Below are 12,778 nucleotides of genomic sequence, written 5' to 3'. Positions count from 1 at the left end.
ACAATAATAAATGCGAAACTTATATAGGGTTATTCATGTCAATAACATGTTTCAATCGTTGGTATCTCAATCCAAGTAAACTTGTTATTTTAAGAATTGATTGCTTTCACATGCAATTTGGTTGCTCTCCTGCTATTTTAGTTGCTTTCCAAGTAAAACTGATTGCTTTCAATGGTTGATTGGTTGCCCTTAACCATTTCCTGGATGCCTTTATTGAAAAGTACTATATGAAATTTTGTTTTAATTGGTAGTCAATGTCTCTAGCATGAATAAAAAAACAGCAGCACAAACCATGGCATTGGTTTGTACTGCTATTGTAAGGATGCTTTAATTCGGCTTAATTTGTTCCATATTCCCTTTAATTGCTTCATCGCTCATTTCCCCAGTTATGATTTTCTCTATCTTGCCTTCTGGGTTCACAAGCATCGTTGTTGGCAACGGATTGATATTGTATGTTTCCATGACACTTTTATTGTTGTCGATTAGAACAGGAAATGTTAAGCCTTTTCTATCTACATATTTCTGAACAGCGAAATTGGATTCTCCAATATTAACGGCGAGTATTTGAACACCTTGTTCTTTGTAATCCTGATAGTGTTTGTCCATGAGTGGAAATTCTCTTTCACATGGTTTACACCAAGTTCCCCAAAAGTTTAAAAAGACGCCTTGCCCTTTGTAATCGGATAATTGATGCTTTTCACCATTCATATCAATAAGCGCAAAATCCGGTGCATTGTCTCCTACTTGTAATATCGCAGTTTTCTCTTTCGTTAAATTCGAATAGATAGTAAAAACGATTGCTACGACTAATAAGGTTAAAATACTCGTACGGATGTAAAACCGTTTTTTCTTTTTTTCCATTGACACAATTCTCCTTTCTTACTTACGTTTCCAAAGTATGAGCATCATAATAGTAATAAATATAAAAGCAATCAGCGCTAAAAATGGAATGGTCACAAATCCAAACCAGTTAATATATTGTCCAGTACATGGAACTCCACTTGTGCAACTACTGAATTCATGCATGGAAGGAATCTTTTGCAGCGCATAATGATAGCTAGACATAACGATGCCAATAATCGAAATGGGCAATATATATTTATAAATCTCCCGATCATTTCGATAAAAAGCGATGCCTAGAAATATAACAAGTGGATACATTAAAATTCGCTGATACCAGCAAAGCGTACATGGGATAAACCCCATACGCTCGCTGAAGAACAAACTACCTACCACCGCAATAAGAGAGGTGATCCACGCAAATAGAAGTGGCTTATTTATCATCGGTAGCCTCTTCTACCCTCTTTGCAAAATCATCCATCGTTGCACCAGTGAATTCCTTCCCCCCTATATAGATTGTCGGTGTAGAAGCAACTCCTAGATTGTTTGCTATATTCATATCCTTCTGCCATGCTTCTTTTGCAGAACTTTCGCTATATGCAAGACTTACCTTTTCTACTTCTTCAGCAGTCGCCACTTCTGCTAATACTGCCTGTAAAAACTCTTCCGTCATTACATTTTCTTGTCCTGATTCAGTTGTCTGATTGGCAAATAATAAGTGATGGAATTCCCAAAACTTTTCATTCCCAAGCTCTTTATACACGGTCTCTGCAAATTGCGCAGAAGTCGTAGAGTCTGGTGCGATGAATGAGTAGTTCATAAAGTAAAACTTCGCTTTTCCTGTTTCTACAAATTGTTCATTGATGAGTGGAAATAATGTACTATCAAAATCTCCACAATGCGGGCATTTATAATCCCCAAACTCGATAATTTCAACAGGTGCTGATTCTTCCCCGATAAATGGCTGCCCTGCATAGTCAATGTCTACTGACTCCTGTTTTGCGTCTGTTAATACGATAATCCCTATAATACATACAGCGATTATTCCAATGATCCAAAATAATTTTTTTGACAATTAAAACACTCCTAATTCAAACTACATTATGTAGTGTAGTGGGGTAAAAAATGAAAGTATCTTGTTTTCTAAAGCTCACTGCTCGATTTCCCGCAGAATCGAGCGGCCAGCTTATCCAAACAAAATAATTTAACTACGCTATTGCGTACATAAAAATGGCGCAAATCATGCTAAAAATAGCGAATGATAGCCATGCGACTTTTACCGGAATTTTCATTTGAATTTGTAATGGATTCAATATATATTCAATTCGGTAATTAACCGATGTATCTGCAAAGGATGCATAGGAAAAGGGCATTTTTTTCGCCGATCCCACCTTCAACATTTTCAAAAGTGCGCTACCTAAGTGCACAGATGTTGCTTGTTTTTTAATAGCAAATTCATCCGCTAAAATTTCTTGAATTATTCTATATTGCTGGTTAAAACATTTTAAAATGGGGATGTACCCAATTGTAGATGCACAAAGCGATAATATAAATAACTTTAGTGGATCACGGTTTGCCTTATGATACATCTCATGTGCAATGACAGCTTCCAGTTCGTCATTTGTTAATAAGTTTATCAAGCCTGTTGAAATAACGATTTTAGGCTGCACAAATCCCATCGTAATTGCCATTGGTGTAGGATGCGAGATGATAATTAAATCTTCTTTTTCATTGCCATATGTTTGATTGAACTCAGTCGTCAGTTTTTTTGCTCTATATTGCTCTAATCGTTTTTTCATACGTGCAGTATGAATCAATTGCGAGCTAATATGCCAAATGGTTAAAAGGAGCGTAAAGATTACGAGTCCGTCCAAAGCATACTCTAGTGAGGATAGCCCAACTGCCTTCAACCAGCTATGACATACTACCACGAGGTTAAATTTGACGTTCCACCCTACTAGTATAGAGACTGCGTATATAGCCATCTGCAGGAAAATGGTACCTGATATGACGAGTGCTGCGAGAAATAGAAACGATGATTGACGTTTGGACATAGGCTATTGTTCCTTTTTCAATTCTTTAATTTTTTGCTCTAGCTTCGCAACAAGGTCATCATCTACGTCTTCTAGTGCATCTAACATATGACTGACTACAACGTTGCCGAATTCATCCATCAGCTCGTTTGTCATTTCTTTCGATTGCGCACTTAAAAACTCATCCCTCGTTTGTACCGGTTTAAAAAGAGAGGATCTTCCTTCTGCTCTCTTTTGCAAAATTCCTTTTTCCACTAGTCTGTTCATGACGGTCATCACTGTGTTAAAATTCGTAACCTTTTCCTTATCAAGCACTTGTTGCACATCTTTAATCGTCATTTCTACGTCGTTCCATAAGATGTCCATAATTTTTGCTTCTAGAGGACCAAAAAAGCGGTTCAATCCACTCTCATTCATTTTAAACTTTCGAATTTTCATAGCTTCAGCTCCTCACATTACACATTGTAGTTTAAACAGGTTTTCCGGTCAAACATATTTGCTCGAATAAGAATATGCGAATAAAATAATTGTATTTTGTAATGCTCTCTTGTTACACTACAATTTGTAGTGTAAATAAAAAAGGAGAACTTTGCAATGAAAAATAAACGATTGATCATCATAGGTATTGTCTTAATAATAGTGTTTATTTTACTATTTATGCTTTTTAAAAAGAACGTTTCAACTTATGAAGTATATAATACAGACTCTCCTACTAGAATCGGAGAAGTGCACTTAGTTGTTTCTGATATCGATAACCTTACTGAGTTTTATCAACAAGTAATAGGATTTGATATTTTAACGAAAGAACCAAAACGGGTAACACTTACTGCCGATGAGAGCACTCCCCTACTTATACTAGAAGAGAAAGAGGACTCTGTGGAAAGACCATTTCCCACAACGGGACTTTATCATTTTGCGATTTTAATGCCTGATCATGCTAGTTTAGGAAATATGATGTTGCATTTAGCACAAACCGAATATCCAATGCAAGGCGCTGCCAATCATCAGTATAGCGATGCACTTTATTTAGCAGATCCAGATGGCAATGGGATTGAAATTTATGTAGATCTTCCACCTGATACTTGGGAAAGAGACAAAAACGGCGGTTATGCAGGCGGATCTTACCCGATAGATTTTGAAAAATTAGCAAATGAAGCTAATCCTAATTGGAGCGGACTTCCGGAAAATACTCGTATCGGACATATGCATCTACAAGCTACAGAACTTGTAATGACGGAAAAATTTTATGTGGATGGCCTGGGATTTGATATTACGAGTAAAGATAATGGAAGTTTATTTTTATCCAAAGATAACTATCATCACCATGTAGCTCTAAATACATGGTCAGGTACTGGGATCCCTGCTCCACCAGATAATTCTAAAGGGCTAAAAAACTTTACCCTTCTTTTTTCAAAAGAAGAATTAGAGGAAGCAAAGGCTCGACTGACCGACTTGGATTTTCAGTTTGAAGAGAAAGCTAACTCGATCATCGTTCAAGATCCTTCAAGAAACACGATTGAAATCATCAGCAAGTAAAAACGGCCTTTCTATGCTATATTTAACTTTAATGAGTTGAACAAAACCCCAACGCATTGAAGTTAAAGCCTCCGGCGGATGTCACAGATTTGGTGAGGAGTTAATTAAGCATGCTCAATACCAAATTTGGACGCAATTACTCCGAGGCGTAATTGATATATCAATGGTTACGTGGAAAGGATGTTTTATATAGATGAAGAAAAGTGTAGTAATTGCAGAAAAACCTTCAGTAGCTCGCGATATTGCGCGTGTATTGAATTGTCATAAAAAAGGAAACGGGTTTTTAGAAGGCGACAAATATATTGTCACATGGGCACTCGGGCATCTCGTAACGCTAGCAGATCCGGAAAGCTACGATGTAAAATACAAAACATGGAATCTAGAAGACTTACCGATGCTTCCAAATGATTTAAAACTAGTTGTGATTAAACAAACAAGCAAGCAATATAATGCAGTCAAAAGTCAATTAGTTCGTACGGATGTTAGTGATATTATTATCGCAACAGACGCTGGTCGTGAAGGTGAGCTAGTTGCCAGATGGATTATTGAAAAAGCTAAAGTAAACAAACCGATTAAACGTCTTTGGATTTCATCGGTTACAGATAAAGCGATTAAAGAGGGCTTTCAAAACTTAAAGTCTGGTAAAGCGTATGAAAATTTATACCATGCAGCTGTTGCCCGCTCAGAAGCAGATTGGTATATCGGACTAAACGCAACTCGTGCACTGACAAGTAAATTCAATGCGCAGTTATCATGTGGGCGCGTGCAAACTCCTACAGTTGCGATCATCGCACAAAGAGAAGATGAAATACGCAATTTTAAACCGAAGACATTCTACGGTGTAGAAGCACATACAACGAATAACCTAAAACTAACATGGCAGGATCGCCAAACTAATGATATGCGGACATTCTCCAAGGAAAAAGCAGAACAAGTCATTGCAAAAGTAGACAATAAGCAAGGTACGATTATCGATGTCGATAAAAAACACAAAAAGAGCTTTGCTCCACAGCTATATGATTTAACAGAATTACAACGCGATGCCAATAAAATATTTGGCTTCTCCGCGAAAGAAACACTTGGCATTATGCAAACACTTTATGAGCGACACAAAGTATTAACTTACCCTCGTACAGATTCGAGATATCTGTCTAGTGATATTGTAGAAACGCTACCAGAGCGTCTAAAATCTTGCGGGATCGGACAATATAGACAGCTTGCGAACAAAGTGTTGCAAAAACCAATTAAAGCAAATAAGGCATTTGTCGACGATAGTAAAGTATCAGATCATCACGCCATTATTCCAACAGAGGAAATTGTCAATCAAGCCAGCTTCACAGATAAAGAACGTAAAATTTATGATTTAGTCGTGAAACGCTTTTTAGCAGTTCTATACCCTCCTTTTGAATACGAGCAAATTACAGTGAAAGCTTCTATTGGTGACGAAAATTTTGTAGCAAGAGGAAAAACGATTCTTTCCTCCGGATGGAAGGAAGTATATGAAAATCGTTTTGACGAAGATGAAAATGCCGATGATATGAAGGAACAAATACTTCCTCGTATCGAAAAAGGCGATAAGCTTTCCATCAAATTCGTAAACGAAACATCTGGACAAACAAAGCCGCCAGCAAGATTCAATGAGGCTTCTCTACTAACAGCCATGGAAAACCCGGCAAAATATATGGGTACACAGGATAAAGAATTAGCAAAAACACTCGATAAAACAGGTGGTTTGGGTACAGTTGCGACAAGAGCAGATATTATCGAAAAACTATTCAATTCCTTCCTCTTGGAGAAAAGAGGAAAAGATATTTACCTTACTTCTAAAGGGAAACAATTGCTAGATTTAGTGCCAGCTGATTTGAAAACTCCTGCTCTTACAGCAGAATGGGAACAAAAACTCGAGGCTATCGCAAAAGGTAAACTGAACAAAAACCTGTTTATCGGTGAAATGAAAAACTATACAAAAACAATTGTTAGTGACATTAAAAACAGCGATAAAAAATTCAAACATGATAATATTTCCACCAAGAGCTGTCCAGACTGCGGCAAGCCAATGCTTGAAGTGAACGGCAAAAAAGGCAAAATGCTCGTTTGCCAAGACCGTGAATGCGGACATCGCAAAAACGTATCGAGAGTGACAAACGCTCGCTGTCCACAGTGTAAGAAAAAACTAGAGCTACGTGGTGAAGGTGATGGACAAATTTTCACTTGTACATGTGGTTACCGTGAAAAGCTGTCTGCTTTTGAAGCACGACGCAAAAAAACTTCCGGTGGAAAAGCAGATAAACGCGATGTACAAAAGTATATGAAAAAGCAAAATAAAGAAGAAGAGCCAGTGAACAATGCACTAGCTGAAGCTTTGAAAAACTTAAAACTCTAAATAAAAAAACAAGCCGATTCTTTGTATGAATCGGCTTGTTTATAGTTGGTTTCTCCTGCGCAAAGCTCGTCGCAGAAAGTAATTGCTCCTGCGCGTGAATTGGTTGCTCTCATCCAGAAATTAATTGCTTTCGCCGTCCATTTGGTTGCTTGCATGATCCAATTGGTTGCTTCCACACTTTTTTGGTATCCCTTAGCCATATACTGTCAAATAAAAGACTCACAAAGTTGGCTTTAAGCAGCTTTGTGAGTCTCCACTTTATAAAAGCGAGTTTCTAGAATCCTTCACTGGATGTTTTATTTAAAAAATGCTTCGTCAATAGATAAAAACTTACTGCCGTTTAACACTAAAAACAGAGCAATTACTAAAAATGCAAGATCTAATTCATAACCAGCCATCTCAGGTGTACCTAAAAATCCGATAGCAAATTTCACTTTTATAATTGCGCCAACCATTAATACAACAAAAAATGCAGAAACTACACGAGTTCCAATTCCTAAAATAAGTGCAATGCCTCCTACTAATTCCAATGTAGCTACTGCATAAGCGAAGAAACCTAAAATTCCAATGCTTTCAAACCATCCTACAGTATTTTCAATACCACCTTGAAACTTTACAAGCCCATGTATAAAAAAGCTTATTCCTAACACAAGTCTTAATAACAATGTACCAATACCTAATTTATCCAATTTACTTTCCTTCTTTCGTCTATTTTTTATTCACTTAAAAATATTTTATTCATATAAGTGAACTTTTTATTTAAAAAAATATTCTTTTTTGAATTGGGCCCAGTCAACTAAAATATAGTTTTCTATTAAGAATATTTATTTCTTATAAGATAACATCGTGTAATAGATATCGTCAATTAAATTGTGTTACGATATAACCAATAAAACTATTTCGGGAGGATTGAACATGGAAATTGGCTCCAAAATCCGGGATATACGTAAACGAAAGAAGATTACCATTGCGCAAATGAGTGATCAAATCGGGTTGTCAAAAGGGTTTATCAGTAATATCGAAAACGATAATACCTCCCCTTCCCTCAATACACTACAAACGATCGCAAACTATTTGGATGTTCCATTGCCTTACTTACTACTAGAAAAAAAGGAACATATGAAAGTAGTAAGGAAGTCCGAGCGAGTATATACAACACATAATGATATTAAAATTGAACATCTTACCTCTCAAAGTGGGCTACGCATGATGCATGTGGAATTAGCACCCGGTGCATCAACCGGAGAAGCGAATGCGCACGAAGGGGAAGAAAGTCATATTGTCCTTAAGGGAACTGTACTCGCAGAACAAGGGGAAGACTCGGTCATTGCAAATGAAGGTGACTCATTCAGTTGGAACGCTTGTGTCCCCCACTTTGTCAAAAATATTGGGGAAGAGAACGCTGTCTTACTTATTGCTGTTTATAAGGAAGAGAGTCGTTAAGGGAATAATATAACCGCCAAGGCTGAAGATTTCCTTGGCGGTAGCTTTTTTTATTATTTAATCTGAATTGACATAGAACCATCTAAGTAATTTGGATAAGCAATAAAGTCAATTCTTACCGGATTAATAATATCTGCTGCATCTACAATTATTTCGGAGTATTCATGTTCTCCATCGCCTCTCATACTTTGAGAGGGTATATCGACTACTCCACCATTTCTATTCTTACCTTGGGAAAACAGGGAATAGGAATGGTTTTCTCGTATTGGTAGATATTTTACTGTTAATGAATTGCTTTCGATATTTGTCACTTCTACTTTACCTATTGAAGGCTGTTTGAGAATCTTCTTCTTTCCAAAGTCGACTAGTAAATAGCTTTCTTCTTTAGGCAGCGCCTGCACCTTATCCATTTTTATAAAAAGTTCTTTAGGTTTTTTGAAATAATTACTTTGCAAGAAGTAAGTTCTTTCTTTATTTTCTATTCCACCAAAACCACTTGTTCCATTTTGAATGGAGCTCCATACTTCCCCGTTTTCGTCCTCTAGACGCATATCTTCGAACTGCAAAATTTCCATATTGTTTTGTTCGTCAAATACTATCTTCACTGCTACACGTAGCGGGTAAACCGTTATATCTTTCAACAACATTTTTTGTCCGTCCATCTCTACTTCTTGATTTAAAGCATATACTTTTCCCTGCTGTAATTTATTTTTCAAGGTGAACGGAATATTAAAGGTTGTCTTTTTTTCGTTCTCTAGCTGAAAGATCAATTCGAATTGTTGAGAAGGAAATTGTTTTACTTCTCCAAACGTAAAACTAAAACGTTCGACTATCCTATTTGTTTTTTCACCATAATATCCAAATGAATAGCTTGAATCCTCACTAAGATTTCTCCCATCATTCCACACTTCAATTTCTCCATATGGGATATCTTCAATAGAAAACGGTGCTTCCAATGTATAAAAGATTTCCATTCCTGTTTCATCTAATATAATTCCATCTATCGTAAACGTCATATTGTCTTTCACCTGACTTACACCTAATGGCTCATAATATTCGTTTTCTATAATTGCTTCTAGCCCTTTATCAAACTGAATTATGTCCACGAATCTTTCCATACCAGGTAATGACGCAACTACGTTTGCAAAGGCCGGGGAAACACGAATGGAAGTGATAAAGGTGAGCATGAGTATTGCAGCGACCGATAGAGTCCAAAATGTTTTTTTACGCTTTCTTCTTTTACTATTAGCTTCCCATATACCTCTTTGAATGGCATCATTTATCTGCTGTTCAGGTATTGCCAGTTGCTCCAGTTGCTCTCTTGATTGGTTTAGCATCTCTTCTTCTTTCTCATACATGATCTACGTCCCCTTTCTCCGCCAGGAATTTTCTCAGTGACTTGAGTGCTTTATGGAGTCTTGATTTGACTGTGCCTTCTGGTATTTTTTCAAGTGCTGCTATTTCTTTAATTTTTGTATCTTGGTAGTATTTCAGATAAATTAGCTGTTGATCTGCTTTGGATAGGGATGCTATTGCTTCTTCTATTTCAAGCTTCAAGTTATCCGAGTGGTTTCCAATCTCCCCTAACATTTCACCTGATGTAAAACGCTTCTTCTTTTTCAACTGGTCTTGGCAATAATTGATCATAATTCGAATAAGCCATGTCTTCATATACGCTGGTTCTTTTACAGTATGTATTTTTTGATAGGCTCTAAATGTCACTTCCTGTATTGCTTCAATTGCTTCATGTTCATTTTTTAGAAATGCCAAAGCCGTTCGATAAAGAGCGTATTTATGCAGTTGTATAAGCTGTAAAAATGCTTGTTCATCTCGCTTGATCGCTTTACTTGCAAGCTCCACTTCCTCCATCCCATCACCCCATTCCAGTTGTTATTATCTATTAGACATCCGAGTAAGGAAAAAGTTCATTTATTTTAAAATTAAAAAAGGATACCACCAACTGAATGGGATATCCTCTGACTTATTTAATGCGTATCAATTGGCTCTTTGCAAAGACCTTTGCTCATTTCCGCATATTGCACGAATACACGAGCTAATTCACGTAGACGATTATGCACATCTTCGTCCACGATTACATTATTCGTATCAAAATGGCTAGAGTGTGTATAGACATAATTTGGTGTCACAAGACATCTGAAGTAATCCAAAATTGGCTTCAGCTGATTTTCGATTACTAAGTGATGTTGATATGTCCCACCGTTAGCAACAATAGATACCGGTTTGTATCGCATCGTTTTCGGATGTAAAAAGTCAAAAGCGTTTTTTAGAACACCTGGAATGGATCCTTGGAAAATCGGTGTTGCAATGATATATCCATCTGCTTGCTCGAACTTACTGACAAGCAGCTTCATATCATCATTGTATTGATCCATTGGTCTGCCATCTACAAACTGATGCTCATAATTGGCAAATCGAATAATTTCTAGGGTGTGCTCTGTACTAATTTCCTCTATATAGTCTTTCACTTTTTCAAGAATGACACTAGTTTTCGTGCCGATAATTGTTCCGTCTACGAGTAGAATTTTCATCGTTGTAGAACCTCCTTTACCCGTACTTTATTGTATCAAAGAAGGGGCTCTCTTGTGAGAAAATTGGCATGGTTCTAAAAAAGTTCATTCTTTCGACTGAGAAGATTGTCACTTGTTTGTTCCTGCATTTTATCAGCTTCTACAAAAATATCTTTCCGCTTGCTCCAATCAAATAGCTCTTCTCTAGTAATTGGTTCTTCATCATTCTTTTCAATAGGTCTAGCATTTAAAATATCGCTCGATTTATATGTATTTACACTCATTGTTCTTCCATGCACTGCATAATGGTACATAGCAAATGCTAGTTGCTTCCCTTCAATTGCCCGCAAGCCTCTAAATGGACCGACTAATATCGGATTGATTAATTGAAAAATTCCTTCTGCTAACCGCTCCCCTAATCGAAATTCTGCCCGTCCCCCCGTCAATAACGAAGGACGGAAAATAAATAGATGCGGTAGCTTTAAGTCTATCAGCTCTTGCTCCATTCTTCCCTTTGTACGGCTATAGAAAAAAGGAGATCTTTTACTGGATCCAGCGGCGGAGATAACATGAAAGTTGGGAATACCACGCTTTTTAGCTAAAGAAGCAATTCTAAGTGGGTATTCCAAATCTACTTTTTCGAAGTTTTCTCTTGTTTTCGCTTTTTTCATCGTGGTCCCTAAACAGCAAAATAAATCATCCGCAATTTCAAAATCTCTTTCTTCTAGTTTATCGAATTCTCGAATCTTCACATCTAGCTTTGCATGTGTGTATGTAATGTTTCTTCGAGCAATTATCGTCACTGCAACATATTCTTCACTTTCACATAATTGTTTGACTAAGTGTTGCCCGGTAAAGCCCGTAGCCCCCACTACGATGGCCGTTCTTTTTGCCACCTCAATCCCTCCTCGCATTTCTAGTTGTCATATACACCTGTCCTTTTCCATACAATATTAAGAATATGCACAGGAAAGGAAGATGAATAATGAAACTAGCTTATCTATTAAATACATTACCACACCGGGGTTTATACCCTGCTGACCGTGCGAATGCGCTGTTACCTGCTTTGAAAACATCCGATTATAAGGTTTTTGTGCCTAGTACTAATACAAGCCTTCTAAACTATTTAGAAAAAAAACATATTAAAACATGTGCTTTTAATAATAATGCACATTTACTAGAAGAAATGAAATCTTTTAACCCCAATTGTATAATCCATGATAGTGGAAATTCTGAAAAGGATTTAATTCGCCGTTTAAAAGCTTTGAACTGTCCACTTATTCATTTTGACGATCACGGGGATGGCGGTGCTCTAGCTGATCTTGTTTTCCAAGCATTATATGAAAATCCAAAAGATCTTTCCAAAGAGCATTTTGTTTATGGGCTAACAGGATATATCCCATCCCAAGCAATTGTTCCTAAACATAATAACACGACACAGAATCCACCACATATTGTTGTCGCGTTTCCACATGAGGATCCAGAAAACTTAACATATCGAACGCTTAGACATCTTGTGCAACTTCATATTCCTTTGCAGATTAGTGTTTTAGTAGATGAGCACTACAAGCATGATATCTTGGATCTTAAACGGTTTGCACTCACTAGAAAATCGATTAAGGTTATCCAGACAGCCACGCCGGATTCTTTTATTACTACTAGTGATATCGTCATAACTTCCGGTTCTTACATGCCTTTCTTAGTAGCACAATTCCAAATTCCATGTATTATCCTTTGCGCACACGAGGAGGAAGTGAATTACGCCTTTCCGCAGGAAGGACATGGCTTCGCAAATTTAGGGCTAGGTCGGAAAATAAAACAATCATACTTACAAAATGCCGTTATGGAAATTATACTGCATGATAATCGTAGAAAAGCTTATATTCACAAACAAAAAAACTTTGACTTTACTCCTAATTTAGTAGAAGTAGTAGAACTGATTGAACAAACGATTGCAAATAAAAAAGCTGAGGAAGAAATCGCACGTTAAACCCATTTTTATGCTACAATAGGGC

Annotated in this window: 14 protein-coding genes; 4 read left to right on the top strand and 10 right to left on the bottom strand. The window is 37.0% G+C overall.

The features are described 5' to 3' along the window. Nucleotides 1-327: 327 nt before the first annotated feature. The 5 genes from resA to ACIP9W_RS06360 all read right to left on the bottom strand — a co-directional run bounded on the left by resA (nucleotide 328) and on the right by ACIP9W_RS06360 (nucleotide 3,311). On the bottom strand, nucleotides 328-861 hold the full coding sequence (gene resA, locus ACIP9W_RS06380; RefSeq protein ID WP_400787312.1) for a thiol-disulfide oxidoreductase ResA: 534 nt from the start codon (nucleotides 859-861) through the stop codon (nucleotides 328-330). 18 nt (nucleotides 862-879) lie between these two features. Continuing rightward, a complete protein-coding gene (locus ACIP9W_RS06375; protein WP_400787633.1) occupies nucleotides 880-1,281 on the bottom strand; it encodes a disulfide oxidoreductase in 402 nt (133 codons plus the stop codon). After that, a complete protein-coding gene (locus ACIP9W_RS06370; protein ID WP_400787310.1) occupies nucleotides 1,274-1,915 on the bottom strand; it encodes a DsbA family protein in 642 nt (213 codons plus the stop codon). Before ACIP9W_RS06370 ends, ACIP9W_RS06375 begins: the two co-directional genes overlap by 8 nt. 133 nt (nucleotides 1,916-2,048) lie before the next feature. Beyond that, nucleotides 2,049-2,894, bottom strand: coding sequence for a M56 family metallopeptidase (locus ACIP9W_RS06365; protein ID WP_400787308.1), 846 nt, complete (start codon nucleotides 2,892-2,894; stop codon nucleotides 2,049-2,051). Between the two features lie 3 nt (nucleotides 2,895-2,897). After that, nucleotides 2,898-3,311 (bottom strand): BlaI/MecI/CopY family transcriptional regulator, encoded by a 414-nt coding sequence (locus ACIP9W_RS06360; RefSeq protein ID WP_400787306.1) that lies wholly within the window; start codon nucleotides 3,309-3,311, stop codon nucleotides 2,898-2,900. Between the two features lie 156 nt (nucleotides 3,312-3,467). On the opposite strand from ACIP9W_RS06360, the gene ACIP9W_RS06355 reads away from it, so the two are divergent. Then, nucleotides 3,468-4,409 carry a VOC family protein gene (locus ACIP9W_RS06355; RefSeq protein ID WP_400787303.1) on the top strand — a complete coding sequence of 314 codons (942 nt, stop codon included), beginning with the start codon at nucleotides 3,468-3,470 and terminating at the stop codon, nucleotides 4,407-4,409. Between the two features lie 193 nt (nucleotides 4,410-4,602). Then, nucleotides 4,603-6,792 (top strand): DNA topoisomerase III, encoded by a 2,190-nt coding sequence (locus ACIP9W_RS06350; protein ID WP_400787301.1) that lies wholly within the window; start codon nucleotides 4,603-4,605, stop codon nucleotides 6,790-6,792. A 296-nt stretch (nucleotides 6,793-7,088) separates the two neighbouring features. Here ACIP9W_RS06350 and ACIP9W_RS06345 read toward each other — a convergent pair whose 3' ends face one another. Then, complete coding sequence (locus ACIP9W_RS06345) at nucleotides 7,089-7,481, bottom strand: DoxX family protein (RefSeq protein ID WP_400787299.1); 393 nt, start codon at nucleotides 7,479-7,481, stop codon at nucleotides 7,089-7,091. 226 nt (nucleotides 7,482-7,707) lie between these two features. Here ACIP9W_RS06345 and ACIP9W_RS06340 point away from each other — a divergent pair, with 226 nt between their 5' ends. Then, nucleotides 7,708-8,235, top strand: a complete 528-nt coding sequence (locus ACIP9W_RS06340; RefSeq protein ID WP_282243068.1) for a helix-turn-helix domain-containing protein — start codon at nucleotides 7,708-7,710, stop codon at nucleotides 8,233-8,235. A gap of 53 nt (nucleotides 8,236-8,288) precedes the next feature. Here ACIP9W_RS06340 and ACIP9W_RS06335 read toward each other — a convergent pair whose 3' ends face one another. The 4 genes from ACIP9W_RS06335 to ACIP9W_RS06320 all read right to left on the bottom strand — a co-directional run bounded on the left by ACIP9W_RS06335 (nucleotide 8,289) and on the right by ACIP9W_RS06320 (nucleotide 11,659). Further along, nucleotides 8,289-9,593 carry a DUF4179 domain-containing protein gene (locus ACIP9W_RS06335; protein ID WP_400787296.1) on the bottom strand — a complete coding sequence of 435 codons (1,305 nt, stop codon included), beginning with the start codon at nucleotides 9,591-9,593 and terminating at the stop codon, nucleotides 8,289-8,291. After that, entirely contained in the window at nucleotides 9,586-10,104 is a 519-nt protein-coding gene (locus ACIP9W_RS06330) for a sigma-70 family RNA polymerase sigma factor (protein ID WP_400787293.1), read from the bottom strand. The genes ACIP9W_RS06335 and ACIP9W_RS06330 overlap by 8 nt, the downstream gene beginning before the upstream one ends. Nucleotides 10,105-10,220: 116 nt before the next feature. Beyond that, nucleotides 10,221-10,784, bottom strand: coding sequence for an NADPH-dependent FMN reductase (locus tag ACIP9W_RS06325; protein ID WP_400787290.1), 564 nt, complete (start codon nucleotides 10,782-10,784; stop codon nucleotides 10,221-10,223). Between the two features lie 74 nt (nucleotides 10,785-10,858). Continuing rightward, nucleotides 10,859-11,659: an NAD(P)H-binding protein gene (locus tag ACIP9W_RS06320; RefSeq protein WP_400787287.1), complete on the bottom strand. Its 801-nt coding sequence runs from the start codon at nucleotides 11,657-11,659 to the stop codon at nucleotides 10,859-10,861. An 89-nt stretch (nucleotides 11,660-11,748) separates the two neighbouring features. Between ACIP9W_RS06320 and ACIP9W_RS06315 the strand changes: the two genes are divergently transcribed. Beyond that, nucleotides 11,749-12,753 (top strand): hypothetical protein, encoded by a 1,005-nt coding sequence (locus ACIP9W_RS06315; RefSeq protein WP_400787284.1) that lies wholly within the window; start codon nucleotides 11,749-11,751, stop codon nucleotides 12,751-12,753. Nucleotides 12,754-12,778 lie beyond the last annotated feature (25 nt).

This window comes from Psychrobacillus sp. NPDC093180, from assembly GCF_044754065.1.
In the GTDB taxonomy this organism is placed as follows: domain Bacteria; phylum Bacillota; class Bacilli; order Bacillales_A; family Planococcaceae; genus Psychrobacillus.
The sequence above is the reverse complement of the archived record's forward strand: the minus strand, read 5'-3'. Positions and strand labels throughout refer to the sequence as shown.